We start from the raw sequence: 17884 nt of genomic DNA on the forward strand, positions 1-17884 counted from the left end.
TCGCGTCACAGAAGTACGGTTCCCGGAACCATACTTCTGTAGCGAGGCGGGATCACGTGTGCATAGAAGGGTTTCTATGCACACGCGGAGCGTCATGTTAGCGTCACTGCGTTCGTCGAGCTCAGGGTGCGGGGGAAAACGCGTTGGCCGATCTCGCCACCGAAGAGGTGACCGAAGCGCGCCCCGAGGAGGTGGAACCGCCGGCCGGGCGGGGGCGCGCTATCCGGCTTCTGCGGCACGAGTGGGTCGTTGCGGCGGTGGGGTCGGTGCTGCTCGCGGTCGTGATGACGTGGCTGCTGCCGCCGTACGCAAGCGATTTGGTTTCTGGTGGGGTGAAGCCGGCGAGCATCGGGGATCCGGCGCACACCATCGTCGGGGATGGCGGGGATACGGCGGCGCAGGCGTGGCTGATCGCCTGGGGTGGGCATGCGCTGCGGCACGGGCTGCGGGGACTGTGGGACACCAACGCCTTCTATCCCGGCAAGGACGGCCTGGCGCTCAACGACACCCTGCTCGGGTACGCCCCGGCGGGGCTGTTCGGCGACGGCGTGACGGCCACGATCCTGCGGTACAACGTCATGTTCGTGCTGGTCTTCGCGCTGGCGTTTTTCGGCGGCTACGTGCTGGTCCGCCAGCTCGGCGCCGACCGGGTGGCGGGCGCGGTGGCCGGCGCCGCCCTCGCCTACGCGCCCTGGCGGTACGGCCACGTCGGGCACCTCAACATCCTGTCCACCGGTGGCATCACGCTCGCCTTCGCGATGCTCGCCCGCGGCCACGGCTGGTCGATGACCCGCGGCTTCCGGCCGGAGCGGGTCCGGCCGGGCTGGGCGGTCGCCGGCTGGGCGGTCGCGGCCTGGCAGGTGAGCCTGGGGTTCGGCGTCGGCCTGCCGTTCGTCTACGTGCTCGCCCTCGCCTGCCTGGCCGCGGGCGTCGGCTGGCTGGTGCGCGGCCGCCCGCGGCTGCCCCGCCTGTTGGTGCTCGGCGATCTGGCCGGCGGCCTGTTCTTCGCCGCGACCACCCTCTTTTTCGCGTACGCCTATCAACACGTCCGTGACCTGTACCCGGACGTGCTGCGCTCCTGGGGCTACGTCGGCGTGTTCTCCCCGGTTCCGCGCAGCCTGCTGGTCGCCCCCGGCTACTCGCTGCCCTGGGGGACGCTGCACACCGCCGCCCGGGCCGCCCTCGGCAACGCCGACAACGAGAAGGCGCTGCTCTGCGGGTACGTGCTGTACCTGCTGGCCTTCGGCGGCATGTTCCTGTCGATCTGGTCGGTGCGGCAACGGGTGCTGCTGCTGGCCGGCACCGTCCCCGGGGTGCTCTGCGCGCTGGGCACCCACGGCCCCACGTACCGGCTGCTCTACCTCTACGTCCCGGGTTTCGACGGCGGCCGCACCCCGGGCCGGCTGATCCTCTGGCCGACCATCCTGCTGGCCGTCCTCGCCGCCGGCTTCGTCGCCGGGCTGGCCCGGGCCGCCCGCGCGGTTACCCTGCCGCAATGGTCGGCGACCGCCGCCCGGGTGGTCACCGTCCCGCTGCTCCTGCTCGTGCTGCTCGAAGGCCTGCCCGACCTCGCCCACGTGACCGAGCCCGGCGAGCCGGCCGCGATGGCCGCGGCGACCGCGCCGTTCATCGTGCTGCCTTCCGACGACGGGTTCGACAGCACCGCGATGCTCTGGTCGACCGCCGGCTTCCCGACCATGGTGAATGGGGTGGCCAGCTACAACACCCCGGACCGGCAGGCGCTCCGGGACGTGATGCAGAGCTTCCCCAGCCCGGCCAGCCTCGACCAGCTGCACCGCTTCGGCATCCACAGCGTGGTGGTGCTGCGCGACCGGGTCGCGGGCACGCCCTTCGAGGCGGCCCTCGGTGTGCAGACCCAGCCTGGCATCACCCGGCAGGAGATCGGCCCGGACGTGTTGTTCGGCATCGGCTGAGGCGAGGGTCGGGTGACCCAGGTCACAGCCGCTTGCGGATCCGGCGCGATCACGCTGTCGTCTTGCAGGTTGTGAAACGGAGTCTGGACGCGGTCGACGAGGGCGAGCTGGTGCGGCGCACCGCCGCCGGCGACCGGCGCGCCTTCGACGAGCTCTACCGGCGCACCGCGCCGTGGTTGCTCGCCCGGCTGCGCCGGCGGTGCGCCGACGAGGACGTGGTCGCCGACGTCATGCAGGAGACCTACCTGTCGGTCTGGCGGGCCGCCGGCAGCTTCGCCGGGTCGGGCACGTCCGGCACCGCGGTCGGCTGGCTCTGGACCATCGCCGCCCATCGCCTCGTCGACGCCTTCCGCCGGCGGGCCCGGCGCAACGAGCTGCCGGCCGTCCCGCTCACCGAGTCGGTGGCGCCGGCGGCCGAGGACGAGGTGATGGCCGGGCGGGTCGGCCACGAGCTGGAGCAGGCGCTGCTCGAGCTGCCGCCGGAGGCGCGCCAGGTGCTGCGCGCGATGGTGCTCGACGGATTGTCGGTACGCGAGACGTCGCTGCTGCTCGGCGTGCCGGAAAGCACGGTGAAGTCGCGGGCGCGGCGGGCCCGGATCGCACTGCGGGGGGCACTCTCATGACCACTCATCCGAGCCCGGCGGCGCTCGCCCGGTATGCCGACCCGGCGGCGGACCTCGACGAGGTCACCATGTGGTCGGTCGAGACGCACCTGGAGGACTGCGCCGACTGCCGAGCCCGGCTCACGGTCGGCTCCGGCCTGCTCGAGCGGGTCGCCGCCGCCGTCGACCGGGAGATCGCGGCCGGCCCGCCGCCGGCCCCTCGCCGGCGCTGGTCGGTGGCCCGCAACCGCTGGCTGGTCTGGCATCTCGCGCCCTGGCTGGTGATGACGGTGGCGGTGCTGGCCTGCGCGGTCCTGCTGCAGGCGGCGGAGCCGCAACTCCCGTCGCTGGTGACCCTGCTGGCGCCGGTCGCGCCGCTGCCCGGGGTGGCGATCGCGTGGAGCCGGCGGCACGACCCGGCCTGGGAGCTGATCGCCGGCACCCCGGCGGCCGGGCTGGCACTGTTGCTCCGGCGTACGGCCGGGGTGTTGGTCGTGGTCGTTCCGGCGCTCGCCCTGGCCGGCAGCCGGAGCGGGGTCTCGCTGGCCCTGACGCTGCTGCCGTGCCTGGCCTTCACCGCCGGGACCATCGCGGTGGGCGCCCTCGTCGGCGTGCGCCGCGCGGCGCTCGGGCTGGGCGCCGCCTGGGCCCTGGGCGTGGTGCTGCCGGCCCTGCTCGCCATGCGGCTGCCGGCCGTGTTGCAACCGGGCAGCGCCGTGCTCTGGGCGCTGCTCACCCTCGCGCTGGGCGGCTTCGCCGCGACGCGCGGTACCGACTTCCGCCGGCTGTCCAGCCACAACTGAACCTCGGAGGAGCCAATCATGCGTACGGTGAGCGCGGCCGAGACGGCCCCCACCACCCATCCCTGGGTGGTCGCGGCCGAGGGCCTGCGGGTGCGCGCCGGCCGGCACCTGGCCGTCGACGGGCTCGACCTCACGCTCGGTCCCGGCGTGCACGGCCTGCTCGGGCCGAACGGGGCCGGCAAGACGACGCTGATGCGCGCGCTGGCCACCGTGGTGAAGCCGGCCGGCGGCCGGCTGACCCTGCTCGGCGAGGCCGTCGACGGGCGGGCCGACCTGCGCCGGGTCCGCCGGGGGATCGGCTACCTGCCGCAGCAGTTCGGCTTCTACCCGCGCTTCACGGTCCGCGAGTTCGTCGAGTACATGGCCTGGCTGAAGGAGATGCCGAAGGCCGCCGTGCCGGGCGCGACACAGCGGGCGATCGACCGGGTCGGGCTGACCGGCAAGGCGGACGCGCGGATGAGGACGCTCTCCGGCGGCATGCTGCGCCGGGCCGGCATCGCCCAGGCGATCGTCAACGACCCGGCCGTGCTGCTGCTCGACGAGCCCACCGTCGGCCTCGACCCGGAGCAGCGCCTCGACTTCCGGGAGCTGCTGCGCGACGCCGGCGTCGACAGCTGCGTGCTGGTCTCCACCCACCTGGTCGAGGACGTGGTGGCCGCCTGCACCGACGTGGTCCTGGTCAACGAGGGCCGGCTGGTCTACCAGGGCACCCCGGACGACCTGGCGGCCCAGGGCGGCGACGGCGACGCCGGGGACAGCCCGGCCGAGCGGGGCTACTCCGCGCTGCTGCGCCGGCACCGGGCGGAGGCCGGCCGGTGAGCCGCGTCTTCCGCATCGAGCTGCGCCGGTCGGCGGCGCCCGGGTCGGCCCTGATCCTGCTGGTGGCCGGCGCGCTGCTGCTGTTCCTCGTCGACCGGCCGGCGTTCACCACCGGCTGGATACAGCTGGCCATGACCCAGCGGCTCTACCTGGCCGTGCTCTGGCCGCTGGCGCTGGCCGCCGGCGCCTGGCAGGCCCGCCGCGAGCACCGGTCGAACGTGGCCGAGCTGTTCGCCAGCACCCCGCGCCCGCGGGTGCAGCGGACGGTGCCGACGCTCGGCGCGATGGCCCTCGCCGTCGTCGCCGGCTACCTGGCGATGGGGCTCGCGGGCGCCGGGTGGATCGCCGGGACGGCCCGGTACCTGCCGGCGTCGGTCTTCGCGGTGGTGGCCGTCGGGCTGCTGGCGCTGGTCGCGGCGGTCTGGCTGGGGCTGGCCGCCGGCCGCCTGCTGCCGTCGCCGGCGACCGCCCCGGCACTGGGCATCGCCGGGCTCGGTCTGCTGCTGCTCATCCCCAGCGCGACCCGCCCGCACGGCTGGCTGGCGCTGGTGTTCTCGCCGATCTACGAGATGAACCTGCCGGACGCGTACACGACCGTGCCCGGGCCGGCCAGCGTCGCCCAGGCCATCTGGCTGGCCGCGCTCGCCATCACCGCGGTGCTGCTGTTCGCCTCCGGTGGCTGGCGGCTGCGGGTCGCGGCGCTGCTGCCGGTGGTGCTCGGCGCCGCGCTGGCGATCGCCGTGATGCCCCGGGACAACCGGTACGTCATCGACGCGGTCGACCCGGTGGCGCGCGAGCTGGTCTGCGTCCCCGGCGATCCGCGGGTGTGCGTCAGCCGCGTCCACAGCGGACTGCTCGCCGAGGTGGCCGCGCCGGCCAGGGAGGCGCTGACGGTGCTCGCCAGGCTGCCGTCGCCGCCGACCCAGGTGCACGAGGACACCGCCACGTACCTGCCGGCCGTCCACCCGCCGTGGCACGACCACGTGGTGCTGCTGCGGGTCGAGGCCGGCCCGGACGGTCACCTGGCGGACCGCGGCGGGGTGGTCGCCGCGGTGGTGGCGGGAGCGTTCGCCAGCCGGGGGGACTGCGACCACTTCGCCCAGCCGGACGAGCGGTTCGCCGCCGCGTACTGGCTGCTCGGACGGCAGCCGGCGGAGCCGGGCGACGCCCAGCGGCTGTGGCAGGACCTGCAGCAGAAGCCGGACGCCGAGGCTCGCGTGGTGGCCCTGCGCCGGGCGGCGCTCAGCTGCACGGTCCAGGACGGGCAGCTGACCCGATGAGACTCTATCTGCGCTCCCGGCGGGCCCCGGCGGCGCTCGGCGCGACCGTGGCCGCCGTGGCAGCGCTCTGGACACTGTGGTCGGTCTTCTCCGACGCCCGGGAGGCCGGCCTCCAACTGGTCGTGCTGACCGTTCTGGTGTCGGTCACCGCGCTGACCGCCACACTGGGCGGCCCGGACGACGAACTCGACCGGACGGCGGCGCTGCGCTGGCGCCCGCTGCGGCTGGCGCACCTGGCGGCGGCGTTCCTGGTCGTGGTGGTGCCGCTGCTGGCCACGCTGGCGACCGGGGCCCGGTTCGGCCCGGCCGCTCTGGTGGCGCGGGACGCGGCCGGGCTGCTGGGGCTGACCGCCCTGGGCGCGGCGACGGTCGGCCTCGGGCGGGCCTGGTTCCTGCCGCTGGGCTGGACGCTGGCGGCGACCCTGTTTCCGGTTGCGGAGCCGATCGCCGGGCGGATTCTGACGTGGCAGGCACAGCCCGGGGTGAGCGCCGCGGCGGCGGTGACGGCCGGGATGCTGGCGCTCGGCGGGCTGGTCGCCTACGCGATGGCCGGCCCGGCTCGCCGCTCGCCCGCCGAGGCTGCGCAACGAACCTAGGTTTGGGTGTACGGTCCCAGGCCGTGACGTCCGATTCTTCAGTCGGCGAGATCCCTCATCTTCCCGGCGGCCGGGCCGATGCTTCCTCGGTGACTCTGCGGCAAGGGCGGATGGACCGGGCGGCCTCGGCCGGCCTGGTCGTCTGCGGCGTGCTGCTGTTTGTCCACCTGGTCTGGTACATCGGCGGCTGGGGCAGCGAGACCCTCCAGGCGTACGTGACCGACGGGATGTATCCGCCCCTCGCGCTGCTGTTCACGCTGCTCGGGGTCCGGGTGGTGCGCAGCCCCGGGCTCGACGAGCGGAGCCGCCGGGCCTGGCTGTTCATCACCGCCTCGTTCGCCTGCCAGCTGATCGCGCACACCTCGTGGTTCATCGAGGACGTCTTCCTGCACGACACCACGTACCCGTCGTTCGCGGACTACTGGTTCCTGATCTTCGACCCGGTCATCGTCGTCGGCCTGCTGCTCCTGCCCGGGCAGCCGCGCAGCCGCTCCGACAAGATCAAGCTCACGCTGGACGCCCTGGTGGTCGGCGCCAGCACCTTCATGGTGCTCTGGTACCTGGTGCTCGGGCCGGTCCTCGCGACCGCGCCCGTCGACGGGATGGCGTACTCGGCCGCGCTGCCGGTCGGCGACCTGATGCTGGTGCTGGCGCTGACCACGGTCCTGCTGCGGCGGACCGGCGTGGCCGCGGACAAGGCGGTGCTGCTGCTCGCCGGGGGGATCGTCACCTATGTGGTCGCCGACGTCTACTACGGCTACATCCAGTTGCACGCCGGGTTCGTCGGCGGCACCTGGCCCGACCTGCTCTGGCTGTTCGGCTGCTACCTGTTCGCGCTCTCCGCGCACCGCCAGCGCCGGCAGACGCTCGCGATCCGTACCGGGCGGGGCCGCCGGGTCGCGGTCAACTGGCTGCCGTACGGGGCGATCGCGCTCGCCTACGGCCTACTGGGCCTGGTGGCCCGCCGGGAGGGCTGGTACCCGTTCGGCGGCATGATCGTCGGCGCGGTCACCCTGACCTTCCTGGTGGTCGTGCGCCAGATGTACTCGCTGCGGGAGAACCGCGACCTGGCCATCACCGACGCGCTGACCGGCCTGGCCAACCGCACGCTGGTGACCGAACGCCTGGCCCAGCTGACCGCGCGCCCGCAGCGGGCCGGGCGGTGCAGCGCGGTGCTGCTGATCGACCTGGACCGGTTCAAGCCCATCAACGACTCGTACGGGCACGAGGCCGGCGACGCGATTCTCCGCGCGGTGGCGGCGGCCCTGCGCCAGGTCGTCCGGACCGGGGACACCGCGGGCCGGCTCGGCGGCGACGAGTTCGCGGTGATCATGCCCAACCTGCCGAACCCGGCGGCCGCGCTGGCGATCGGCGAGCGGCTGCTCGACGCGCTGCGGACACCGGTCATCTTCGGCGACCAGCTGCTCGCGGTCGAGGCCAGCATCGGGGTCGCGATCCGGGACGGCAGCGCCGACAGCGAACAACTGCTGGCCCACGCCGACACGGCGATGTACCACGCCAAGCGCTCGGGGCGCGGCCGGCTGCAGCTGTACACCGCCGACCTGGACACCCGCAGCCGGGACGCCGAGCTGCGCCGGGCCATCGCGAACGGCGAGCTGATCGTGCACTACCAGCCCGTGGTGGACCTGAACGACGGCCACATCGTCGCGGTGGAGGCCCTCGTCCGCTGGGCGCACCCGACCCGCGGGCTGCTGATGCCCGACGCGTTCATCGACCTGGCCGAGGAGGCCGGCGCGATCGTGCCGCTCGGGGAATGGGTGCTGCGGGAGGCGTGCGCCCAGGCGGTCCGGTGGCGGGACGGCGTCCCGGCCCTGGACGCCCTGCGGCTCACCGTCAACCTGTCGCCCAAGCAGGTCACGCAGCCGAACCTGGTGCAGACGATCACCGGCATCCTCGCCGACACCGGCTACCCCGCCGAGCTGCTCGTCCTGGAGCTGACCGAGAGCGTCGTGCTGGAGCCGACCCCGGAGACGGTCGCCCGCCTGGAGGCGCTGCGCGAGCGGGGTGTCGGGCTGGCCGTCGACGACTTCGGCACCGGGTTCTCGGCGCTGAGCTACCTCCGCCAGCTCCCGGTCAACGTCCTCAAGGTGGATCGCTCGTTCGTCACCGGCATCGCCACCGACCCGCAGGCCCGGCAGGTCGCCGACGCGGTGGTGCGGCTCGGCGAGGCGTTCGGCGCCACCGTGGTGGCCGAGGGCATCGAGACCGTCGAGCAGGCCGCCGCGCTCCGCGCCATGGGCTGCCGCCTCGGGCAGGGCTTCTACTATCACCGCCCGATGGACGGCGACGCCGTCGTCGACGTGGCCAAGGCCGCCGCGAGTCGCTGACCCGCCGCCCGGTAGCAAGTGGGTCACAGTCCTTGGCTCGGCCCGGGCGCGGCCGAAAGTGCAAGCCGTGACGCGATTCGTGCAGGTGTCGTTCCCGCCGGCGGTGCCCACCGACCGGATCGTCGCGGTGGTGGCGGCGCCGGGCCGCATCCTCCAGCCGGCCGGCGCCGGCGATCAGGCCCGCCGCGCCGAACTCCCGGCGGGCCGGCCCGGAAAGACCTGATCGAATGACTTGCGTGCGTCGGATAGACACGGGCGCATGCGTAAATTCGTGGGAGCAACGCTGCTGACCATGGTGCTGGGGGTGGGCCTGGCCGGACCGGCCACCGCCGCACCGCCGGCCCGGCCGCCGGCCACGGCGAACGGCGGGTGGTCGGTCGACAATGGACGGCTCGTCTGGCGGGCCGACCGGAAGGTTCCGATGGGGGATGCCGCGGTCGAGTTCTGGGCCGGGGACAAGCTGCTCGGCCGTCCCGAGGCCGCGCCCGACGGGAGCACCTTCAGCCTCCGCCTCGACCAGGTGCCGAGCCTGGACCGGCTGTCGGTCCGGGCCGGTGGCAAGCGGATCGATCAGCAGCCGGCGCGTACGGCGACCGGCCGTGCCGCCCTCGCCGTGCCGCCGGAGACGCAGGCGGTCAACGCGGTCGACCCGGGCACGCCGGGTCCTTTCCGGACGGTCCAGGGCGAGTACGCGCTCGACCCGGTCAAGCTTCCGGACTTCCCGGCCAAGGTGGAGATGCGGGCGGTCGTGGTGGCCCCGGTGGGCGCCAAGGGCCCGCGCCCGCTGGCGCTCCTCCTGCACGGCCGGCACACGGTCTGCTATCACGGCGCCGACGACGACGTGCCGCAGGACTGGCCCTGCCCGGCCGGGACCCAGCCGGTCCCGAGCTACCGCGGCTACCTGCAGGCCCAGCGCCTGCTGGCGTCGCAGGGCTACGTGACGGTGTCGATCTCCGCCGACGGCATCAACGGCCAGGACTTCGCGGCCGAGGACGGTGGCGCCCAGGCGCGCTCGTCCCTGGTGCGCCTGCATCTGGCCAAGTGGGCGGCCTGGGCCTCGAAAGACCGATCAAAGGCTCCGGCGATCGTACGGGCGGCCCCGCCGGCCGACCTGTCGAAGGTGCTGCTGATGGGTCACTCGCGCGGCGGCGAGGGGGTCAGCCGGGCGGCGATGGACACTCTCACCCCGCCGCCCGCGGCGCTGGACGGCTACCACGGACCGGTGCGGTGGACGATCCGCGGGCTGTTGCTGATCGGGCCCACCATCTTCGGCCACGACCCGGTGCCGGACGTGCCGTCGGCCACCATCCTGCCCGGCTGCGACGGGGACGTCTCCGACCTGCAGGGGCAGATGTTCGTGGACGCGACCCGGGACGTGAGCCGGGGGCGGGCGCTGCACAGCGCGCTCTACGTGATCGGCGCCAACCACAACTTCTTCAACACCGAGTGGACGCCGGGGCAGTCGGCCGCGCCGTCCTTCGACGACTTCTACAGCGGGGACGAGACCGATCCCCTGTGCTCGCCGGGCCGGCCCACCCGGCTCGCCGCGCCGCAGCAGCAGAACGTGGGCGCCACCTACATCGCGGCCGCCGCGCGGCTGTTCGTGGCGGGCGACGACCGGGTGCGGCCGCTTCTCGACGGCAGCGGCCGGCGCGCGCCCAGCGCGTACCCGGCAAGGGTGCTCAGCCACGCGCTCGGCGGCAACCGCGCCGCCCTGCTCGAGCCCGACCCCGGCGTGCGGGTTTCCGCGGGAGCGCGGATCTGCGACCAGGTGACCGACGTCGCGGCGAAGTCCTGCCTGAGCCCGGACGACAACAACTCGAGGCTCGCGCACTTCACCAGCTTCGGGCCGATCGCGCCGGAACCGGGCCGCTACGCCGCCGCGCTGAGCTGGACCGCCGCGGGCACCCCGATCCGTCTCACCCCGGCCCGGCCGGTCGACGCGCGCGGCAGCCAGGCGCTCGCGCTGCGGCTGATCGTGCCGCCGAACTCGGCGGGCACCCGCTTCGGCGTGACCGTCGTCGGCGTGGACGGGCGGCGGACCCCGCTCGGCGACGTCCGCGCCGACGGGCTGCCGGGCACCCAGAACACCACGTCCTACTGGGGCCAGGAGGTACGGGTGCCGTGGCGCGGCGGCAAGGTCGCCGCGCTGGAACTGACCCCGCGGACGGCCGCGGGCAAGGCCTGGCTGCTCGACGCGTGGGGCTGGCGCGCGGGCACGCCCGACCCGCGGGAAACCTCGCTGCCCCGCCTCGACATCGGCACCCTGAAGGTCGCCGAGGGCGACTCCGGGAGCAGGACCTACCGGGTGCCGGTCAAGATCTCCGGGCACGGCGGCGGTGCCGTGCGGCTCTTCCTGATCGACGGCGGGACCGGCGCGATCAAGTCGTGGCTCGCCACCGTGCGGCCGGGCGACCGGACCATCCCGGTGCCGGTGACCGTCGTCGGGGACAAGCTGTACGGCTACGACGAGGAGACGGTGCTGGTGGCGAAGGCCCGGACGGGTTTCGTGATCGGTGCCTACCAGGGCGGCGTCGACGTGCGCAACGACGATCCCGCTCCGACCGTGTCGGTGGCCTCCACCACGGCGAGCACGGCCGAGGGCGGGACGCTGACCTGGAAGCTGACGCTGTCGGCGCCGACCGAGTCGGGCTACGGGGCGGTCACCGTGGCGCAGAAGCCGGCCTCCGGGGTGGAGCTGTCCACCACCGACGTGGACCCGACCTGGTTCGAGCTGAACTCGTTCGAGTCGGTCGAGCCGTCCCGGCCGTTGTCGTCGACGTCGGTTTCGCCGTACGTCTTCTTCGAGCCGGGCGCCACGACGGCCACCCTGACCGTGCCGACGATCGTGGACCAGATCGCCGAGCCGGCCGAGGTGGTCTCGCTGCACTTCGTCGACCCGAAGGGCCTGCCGGACCTCACCGGCACGGTTACCGGCTAGTCGCGCGCCGGGTGCCCCGGCCGGTTTCAAGGTCGCCGGCGGGGGCATCCCGGTAACGAAACCTGACAGAGGAAGACCCATGGCAAGCGGATTACGAGCCGGGACGGCCTGGTACGGCATGCGCCCGCCACCGGCCGACGACGGCGACCTTGATCGGAAATCTACCGACAAATCGGATAAAGGGGCGTCCGGCGGCCGGGCCCAGCGACGGCGCCGCTATCAGAGCGCGAGCGGCACGGCCCGCATCGTCGGGCTTATCTGACGCCCGCTCAGGCCGGGCGGGTGGCGGCCGGCTGGCGGGGGATCGGCCGGGGCTCATCGGGCCGCGGCCGCAACTGCTCCACGACCAGCGCGGCAAGCTGGGTCAGCACCGTGGTCTGCGTCTCGGTGAGCTGCCGCGGCCCGGTGTCGAGCGCCGCCACCACGCCGAGCCGGTGGCCGCCGGCCGCGATGATCGGGGCGCCGGCGTAGAACCGTACCCCCGGACCGCCGCTGACCAGGGGATGGTTCCGGGCCCGGGGGTCGACGGCCGCGTCGGTGACCAGGTAGAGCCCGTCGGCCGCCAGTGCCGAGGCGCACAGCCCCGGGTCGGCGGCGACCTGCCGGAGCTCGCCCAGGCCACGGGCGGCGACGAACCAGACCCGGTCGGCGTCGACGATGCTGACCGTGGCCATCGGCGTGCCGCAGACCGTGGCGGCGATCTCGGTGACCAGGTCGAGGGCGGCGCTGGGCGCGCAGTCCAGGATCCGGTGCCGCCGGAGGGCCTCGAGCCGGCCGGGATCGGCGAGGAGCGAACGACGGTGATCGCTGGCGGGCGACACGGTGCCTCCTTCCGCTGGTCGGCGCGGGTGCCGGGCCGAGAAGCCGCCTACGATGTCACGGATAGTTGCACGGCGACAAGTAGCAGCGCTGGGATCGGCGTGGCGAGCGCTCACCCGTACGGGGGAATGGGGTTGCTTCGGCCAACGACGCCCCGAGCCGCCCGTCGCGCGGATACGCTCCCCCTTGTGCATGTCACCGTCGAGGTGGGCAGCCATCTCGAGCCCGAGGTCAGCTGGCCGGAGGAGGGCGCCGCCCTCACCATGACGGCCGGCCGGCCGGTACGGCTGATGATCTTCCTGCGGCGGCCGCACGAGCTCGAGGTCGACGCCGTGGCCGCGGCGCCGACCCGGTTCGCCTGGGTCGACGGCGAGCAGGCCGGGGTATTGCTGTACCGCCTCGGCCCGGTGCTGTCCTGGTCGCAGATCGCCTACAGCCCGCATCTCGTCCCGCCCGAGGACGGGCCGCCCGGCGTCGATCCCGACGGGTTGGTGGAGATCGCGCTGGTCGACCGGACCACCGACACGGTCCGCGCCCTGCACCGGGTCCGCTGGCCGGCCGAGTTCACCGCCGCGGTCCGCGAGTCGGTGGCGAGGATGCGGGAGCTGTCCTTCAACCAGATCGCGTACGACCACGTCCTGGCCGGGCTGCGCCGCCGCTACCCGACGCCGGAGGATCTGATCACCGACCGCGTCGACATCTCCTGCACCGCCACCCCGGCCCCGTAATCGTCCGCCTGCGACACTGTGCCGCATGACGGAATTTCCGCGCGGGTTGGCGGCCTTCTCGCTCGCCGGCAAGAAGGCGCTGGTCACCGGGGGCAACCGGGGGCTCGGGTACGCGTTCACCCGGGCCCTGGCCGACTGCGGCGCCACGGTCGCGTTCGTCGGGCGCGGGGGCGAGGCCAACGAGGCGGCGACCGGCCGGCTCGGCGCGGACGGCGTCGAGGCGTACGGGATCAGCGCCGACCTGACCGTGGACGACGACGTGGACCGGGCGGTCGACGCGGCGGCCGAGGCGCTCGGCGGCCTGGACATCGTGGTCAACAACGCCGGCATCTGCTTCCACAACCCGGCCTGGGACGCCACCGACGACGAGTGGCAGCAGGTCTTCGACCTCAACGTGCGGGCGGTCTGGAAGGTCAGCCTGGCGGCCGGTCGCCGGCTGCGGGCGGCAGGTGGCGGTGCGATCGTGAACATCGGCTCGATCTCCGGGTTGATCGTCAACCGGCCGCAGGCGCAGGCGCCGTACAACGCCTCCAAGGCGGCCGTGCACCAGCTGACCAGGTCGCTCGCGGCGGAGTGGGCGCCGCACGGGATCCGGGTCAACGCGGTCGCGCCGGGCTATGTCAAGACCGAGATGGCGCCGGTCGACCGGCCCGAGCTGCGCCGGATGTGGATCGAGGACGCGCCGCAGCGGCGGTACGCGATGCCGGCGGAGATCGCGCCGACGGTCGTCTACCTCTGCTCGCCGGCGGCCGCCTTCGTGACCGGGTCGGTGCTGGTCGTCGACGGCGGCTACACCGTTTACTGACCGGCCGCTATCGTTGCGGCGGTGGACGAGCTGCGGTACCGGGTGGCGCGGGCCGAATCCGAGTACGACAGCGTCCGGAAGGACGCCCGGACGGCGTACGCAATCTGGCTGTTTTTAGGTGTTTTCGGCGGTCATCGGTTCTATCTGGGCGACACCGGGCGCTCGATCGCGATGCTGTTCACGCTGGGCGGGCTCGGGGTCTGGACGCTGGCGGACGTGTTCTTCGTGGGGCACCGGGTGCGCACGGTCAACGACCGGCGCCGCGCCGCGATCATGGCGAGGTACGGCATCGTCGACGCCTGAGGCGGCTCTCAGCGTTTTCTTGGGTTCGGCCATTAGCCTGCGCCGGTGGGTTCCCTCATCCGGCTCGTGCTCGGCGTGCTGCCCCGCCCCGCGCGGGAGTGGCTGCTGCGCCATCGGGAAGTGACCAAGTTCCTCCTCGTCGGCGGCACGTGCTTCCTGGTCACCGGCGTGATCAACTACGCGCTGAAGCTGACCGTGCTGTCCACCCGGCCGGTCACCGCGCTGACCATCGCGACGGTCGCGGCCACCTTTTTGTCGTACGCGTTGAACCGGCGCTGGGCCTTCCGCTCCCGGGGCGGCCGCCGCGGCCTGCACGAGGCCGTGCTGTTCTTCGCGATCAACGGCGTCGCCGCGCTGGTCAACGACGTGCCGCTGTGGGCCGCCCGGTACCTGTTCGACCTGCGCGTGCCGGATGTCAGCCGGCTGGTGCAGGAGACCAGCGACTTCGCCTCCGGGATGATCGTCGGGACGCTGCTGGCGATGGGCTTCCGGCTTTGGGCGTACCGGACGTGGGTATTCCCGCACCAACACGTGCGATTGGTGCACGGCGGAGCACAATCCCCCGCGCCCGAGGAACGCGCCGCTTGATCGTCGATGGTACGGTCTGCGGCCGGCCGGTGCTTCCGCCCCGGGCGGGACCGTACGGACGGACTGGACGCCCCCATGACCTTGCTGGACCGAGTGTACGACGGCCCCGTCGTCGTCTGGCCGCGCTGGTGGGGCCGGCCCGCCGTGCTGGCGGCGTCACTCGCCGCGGTCCTCGGGCTGGTCTGGGCGCTGTGGCTGGCCCGCGACGCCGGTGACCTGGCCGCCCAGTACGCCTGGACCGCCTTCGTCCGGCGGCACCCGGGCGCGGCCTACAACCTGTCCTGGTACGGCGGGATCCACCCGGCCTCGTACAGCGTCTTCTCGCCCTATGTGATGGCCTGGCTGGGCGTGCGCACCACCGGCGTGCTCGCCTGCACCGGCTGCGCGGCGCTCGGCGCGATGCTGCTCACCCGCTCCGGGATCCGGCGCCCGCTGCCGGTCGCGCTCTGGTTCGCGGTCGCCGTCTGGTGCAACGTCGCGGCCGGGCGGGTCACGTACCTCCTGGGGATGGTTTTCGCCTTGCTGGCGGCCATCTTCGCGCTGAGCGGCACCCGCCCGGCCCGGCCGGTGCTCGCCGCCGCGTTCGGCGTGCTGGCGACCCTGTGCAGCCCGGTGGCCGGGCTGTTCATGGAGGTGCTGGCGGCCGCGCTGTTCCTGACCGGCAAGCGGCGGGACGCCTACCTGATCGCGCCCGGCCCGCCGGTGGTGATCGGGGTGACCGCGCTGCTGTTCCCGTTCTCCGGGGTGCAGCCGTTCCACTGGTACGCCGCGCTGCCCACGGCCGCCGCCGCGATGGCCGTCGCGGTGCTGGCGCCCCCCGCGTGGCGCAACGTGCGGGCCGGGGCCTGGGTGTACGCGCTGGGCGTCGGCCTGTGCTGGGCGCTGCCCACCCCGATCGGCAGCAACGTCGAGCGGCTCGCCCTGCTGGCCGGCGCGGCGATCCTGATCTGCGTGGCCACCCTGCCCGAGCGCCGCCGGTGGAAGCTGCTCGCGACGTACGCGTCCGCCGCCGCGCTCGCCATCTGGACCGTGGTCCAGCCGGTCACCGACCTGGTCACCACCGCACCCACGCCGGCCACCACCGCCGACGCCCGGCCGCTGATCACCAAGCTGCTGGAGCTGAACGCGCAGCAGGGCCGGGTCGAGGTGGTGCCGCTGCGCTCGCACTGGGAAGCGGCCGGGATCGCGCCGTACGTCAATCTGGCCCGCGGCTGGAACCGGCAGGCCGACGTCCAGCGCAACCCGCTGTTCTACGACGGCACCCTGACCGCGGCCAGCTACCGCGAGTGGCTGCGCACCTGGAGCGTGGGCTTCGTCGTGCTGCCCACCACCGAGCCGGACAGTGGCGGCGTCGCCGAGGCGCGGGTCATCGCCGCCGGCGCGGCCTGGCTGCCGCTGGTCTGGGAGGACGCCGACTGGCGGGTCTACCGGGTGGAGAGCGCCGACCCGCTGGTTTCCGCGCCGGCGACGGTCCTGTACGCCGGGCCGGCCACCCTCACGGTCAGGCTGCCCGGCGCGGGCTCGGCGGTGCTGCGGATCGCCTGGTCGCCGTGGCTGGCCATCGACGGGACCGACGACGACAGCACGGCGCCGCGCGCCTGCCTCACCCAGCACGGGAAGTGGACCAAGCTGGTCGCCCCGGCCGGGGGCACCTACACCATCGAGGCGCGGTACGCGCTCGATCGGGGCACGCCGTGCCCCGCCGTCGCCGCGGGCTGACCGGTCGGCATCTTTGTCTTTTCGGACATGTCCGAAATTACCTTAATTTCGTATCTTGGAAGTCGGCACTCCCTTGGCCGCACTTCCTGGAGGCTCCCCGCATGACTCAGGACCGCCGCAAGACCCTGCGCTCGACCCCGGACCGCCGCCGCGGCGAGCCCGGTGGCCCGCGCCGCGCGCCGCTGGTCAGCGTCGTCATCCCGACGCTGAACGAGGAACTGAACCTGCCGCACGTGTTCGGCGCGCTGCCCGCCGGCCTGCACGAGGTCGTCCTGGTCGACGGCGGCTCGGTCGACAACACGGTGGCGGTCGCCAAGGAACTGCGGCCCGACGTCGTGGTGGTGCGGCAGACCCGTACGGGCAAGGGAAACGCCCTGGCCAGCGGGTTCGCCGCCTGCACCGGCGACGCCATCGTGATGATCGACGCGGACGGCTCCACCGACCCGGCCGAGATCCACCGCTTCGTCGAGGCGCTGATCAGCGGCGCCGAGTTCGCCAAGGGCTCCCGGTTCGGCAAGGGCGGCTTCAGCCACGACATCACCCCGCTGCGCCGGGCCGGCAACATGGGCCTCAACCTGTTCGTCAACCAGCTCTTCGGCACCAAGTTCACCGACCTCTGCTACGGCTACAACGCCTTCTGGCGCCGCGCCGTGCCGGTGATGGACCTGCCCTCGACCGAGCTGCCGGCCCCCGCCGACGGCCGCAAGCTGTGGGGCGACGGCTTCGAGATCGAGACCCTGATCAACATCCGGGTGGCGGCCAGCGGCATGCGGGTGCGGGAGGTCGCCAGCGTCGAGCACCTGCGCATCCACGGCATGAGCAACCTCAACACCTTCCGCGACGGCGCCCGGGTGCTGCGGACGATCCTCAGCGAGTTCCGCCGCCGCCGCGGCGCCCAGCGCCGGGCGGAGGCGAAGGCCGCGGCATTCGCCCGGGCGAGCGGCGCCGAGAAGGTCGTCCCGGTACTCGCGATGCCCGGCGGCAAGTGGCACGGCACGGTGGACGCCCTGCTGGCCGCGGAGGACCAGCTCCCGCGCGCCTCGTAGACGAGGGCGTTCAGCGCCTTTTCAGAGTGGTTTCACGCCTCCGCGATACGGTCCCCGGCGCCCCTACCGGATCGATCACGGAGTCAGTTGAAATGACCAAGCATCTTCTTCGCCGGGCAGCGCTGGTCGCCGCCGTCACCGCCTCCGGTCTGGTCGCCGCCGCGCCCGCGCAGGCGGCGACCACCTGCTCGGGCACGGTCAGCTATGACGGCACCGTCTCGCGCGGCGGCAGCGTCATCGGCGAGCTGGTGATCTACTACAACACCAGCAACGGTGGTACGAACAGCGCCTGCTTCTACCACCGCGGGGCCGCGTACGGCGGCATGAGCCTCACCGGCGTGCAGATCGCCCGTTGTTCGCAGCGCTCGGGCGAGGGCAAGACCTGTGACATCGCGGCGCTGTCGGCGCCGGACGAGGGCGACTACAAGTACTACGCCGGGCCGGTCGGCGTCACCGGGACCGCGAACTACTGCGTCGCCGCGAGGGGCTACCTCCAATGGGGAACCGGCAACGTCTACGTCGTCGACAGCGGCACGCAGGGCTGCTGAGGGTG

The 17884-nt window shown here is 73.5% G+C and carries 17 protein-coding genes; 16 read left to right on the forward strand and 1 reads right to left on the reverse strand.

Features of this window, described 5'->3' with window-relative positions:
- The first annotated feature begins 143 nt into the window (after positions 1 to 143).
- The 9 genes from IH26_RS0148885 to IH26_RS0148925 all read left to right on the forward strand — a co-directional run bounded on the left by IH26_RS0148885 (position 144) and on the right by IH26_RS0148925 (position 11323).
- A complete protein-coding gene (locus tag IH26_RS0148885; RefSeq protein WP_245666033.1) occupies positions 144 to 1934 on the forward strand; it encodes a hypothetical protein in 1791 nt (596 codons plus the stop codon).
- 71 nt (positions 1935 to 2005) lie between these two features.
- A complete protein-coding gene (locus tag IH26_RS0148890) occupies positions 2006 to 2557 on the forward strand; it encodes an RNA polymerase sigma factor (protein WP_030443174.1) in 552 nt (183 codons plus the stop codon).
- Positions 2554 to 3339: a cupin domain-containing protein gene (locus IH26_RS0148895; RefSeq protein ID WP_030443175.1), complete on the forward strand. Its 786-nt coding sequence runs from the start codon at positions 2554 to 2556 to the stop codon at positions 3337 to 3339. The genes IH26_RS0148890 and IH26_RS0148895 overlap by 4 nt, the downstream gene beginning before the upstream one ends.
- An 18-nt stretch (positions 3340 to 3357) precedes the next feature.
- The gene (locus IH26_RS0148900; RefSeq protein WP_030443176.1) at positions 3358 to 4158 is read left to right on the forward strand and encodes an ABC transporter ATP-binding protein; all 801 of its coding nucleotides are present in this window, start codon (positions 3358 to 3360) and stop codon (positions 4156 to 4158) included.
- The gene (locus IH26_RS0148905) at positions 4155 to 5438 is read left to right on the forward strand and encodes an ABC transporter permease (protein WP_030443177.1); all 1284 of its coding nucleotides are present in this window, start codon (positions 4155 to 4157) and stop codon (positions 5436 to 5438) included. Before IH26_RS0148900 ends, IH26_RS0148905 begins: the two co-directional genes overlap by 4 nt.
- Positions 5435 to 6034, forward strand: coding sequence for a hypothetical protein (locus tag IH26_RS0148910; protein WP_030443178.1), 600 nt, complete (start codon positions 5435 to 5437; stop codon positions 6032 to 6034). The genes IH26_RS0148905 and IH26_RS0148910 overlap by 4 nt, the downstream gene beginning before the upstream one ends.
- An 89-nt stretch (positions 6035 to 6123) precedes the next feature.
- Positions 6124 to 8382 carry a putative bifunctional diguanylate cyclase/phosphodiesterase gene (locus IH26_RS56855; RefSeq protein WP_245666034.1) on the forward strand — a complete coding sequence of 753 codons (2259 nt, stop codon included), beginning with the start codon at positions 6124 to 6126 and terminating at the stop codon, positions 8380 to 8382.
- 67 nt (positions 8383 to 8449) lie between these two features.
- Positions 8450 to 8605, forward strand: a complete 156-nt coding sequence (locus IH26_RS60795; RefSeq protein WP_157437815.1) for a hypothetical protein — start codon at positions 8450 to 8452, stop codon at positions 8603 to 8605.
- Between the two features lie 36 nt (positions 8606 to 8641).
- Complete coding sequence (locus IH26_RS0148925) at positions 8642 to 11323, forward strand: alpha/beta hydrolase (protein WP_030443180.1); 2682 nt, start codon at positions 8642 to 8644, stop codon at positions 11321 to 11323.
- 269 nt (positions 11324 to 11592) lie between these two features.
- On the opposite strand, the gene IH26_RS0148930 is transcribed toward IH26_RS0148925, so the two are convergent.
- Positions 11593 to 12144 (reverse strand): GAF domain-containing protein, encoded by a 552-nt coding sequence (locus tag IH26_RS0148930; protein WP_051809927.1) that lies wholly within the window; start codon positions 12142 to 12144, stop codon positions 11593 to 11595.
- Positions 12145 to 12330: 186 nt separating this feature from the next.
- On the opposite strand from IH26_RS0148930, the gene IH26_RS0148935 reads away from it, so the two are divergent.
- The 7 genes from IH26_RS0148935 to IH26_RS0148965 all read left to right on the forward strand — a co-directional run bounded on the left by IH26_RS0148935 (position 12331) and on the right by IH26_RS0148965 (position 17879).
- Positions 12331 to 12870: a hypothetical protein gene (locus IH26_RS0148935; RefSeq protein WP_030443182.1), complete on the forward strand. Its 540-nt coding sequence runs from the start codon at positions 12331 to 12333 to the stop codon at positions 12868 to 12870.
- Positions 12871 to 12895: 25 nt separating this feature from the next.
- Positions 12896 to 13675 carry an SDR family NAD(P)-dependent oxidoreductase gene (locus IH26_RS0148940; protein ID WP_030443183.1) on the forward strand — a complete coding sequence of 260 codons (780 nt, stop codon included), beginning with the start codon at positions 12896 to 12898 and terminating at the stop codon, positions 13673 to 13675.
- Between the two features lie 21 nt (positions 13676 to 13696).
- Positions 13697 to 13978 (forward strand): TM2 domain-containing protein, encoded by a 282-nt coding sequence (locus IH26_RS0148945; protein ID WP_051809929.1) that lies wholly within the window; start codon positions 13697 to 13699, stop codon positions 13976 to 13978.
- Between the two features lie 45 nt (positions 13979 to 14023).
- Positions 14024 to 14566, forward strand: coding sequence for a GtrA family protein (locus IH26_RS0148950; RefSeq protein ID WP_034217852.1), 543 nt, complete (start codon positions 14024 to 14026; stop codon positions 14564 to 14566).
- Positions 14567 to 14641: 75 nt separating this feature from the next.
- Positions 14642 to 16285 carry a hypothetical protein gene (locus tag IH26_RS0148955; protein ID WP_030443186.1) on the forward strand — a complete coding sequence of 548 codons (1644 nt, stop codon included), beginning with the start codon at positions 14642 to 14644 and terminating at the stop codon, positions 16283 to 16285.
- Between the two features lie 101 nt (positions 16286 to 16386).
- Positions 16387 to 17331: a glycosyltransferase family 2 protein gene (locus IH26_RS0148960; protein ID WP_030443187.1), complete on the forward strand. Its 945-nt coding sequence runs from the start codon at positions 16387 to 16389 to the stop codon at positions 17329 to 17331.
- Between the two features lie 92 nt (positions 17332 to 17423).
- Positions 17424 to 17879 (forward strand): hypothetical protein, encoded by a 456-nt coding sequence (locus IH26_RS0148965; RefSeq protein ID WP_030443188.1) that lies wholly within the window; start codon positions 17424 to 17426, stop codon positions 17877 to 17879.
- The last annotated feature ends 5 nt before the right edge of the window (positions 17880 to 17884 follow it).

This window comes from Actinoplanes subtropicus (assembly GCF_000721705.1).
GTDB classification, from domain to species: Bacteria; Actinomycetota; Actinomycetes; order Mycobacteriales; family Micromonosporaceae; genus Actinoplanes; species Actinoplanes subtropicus.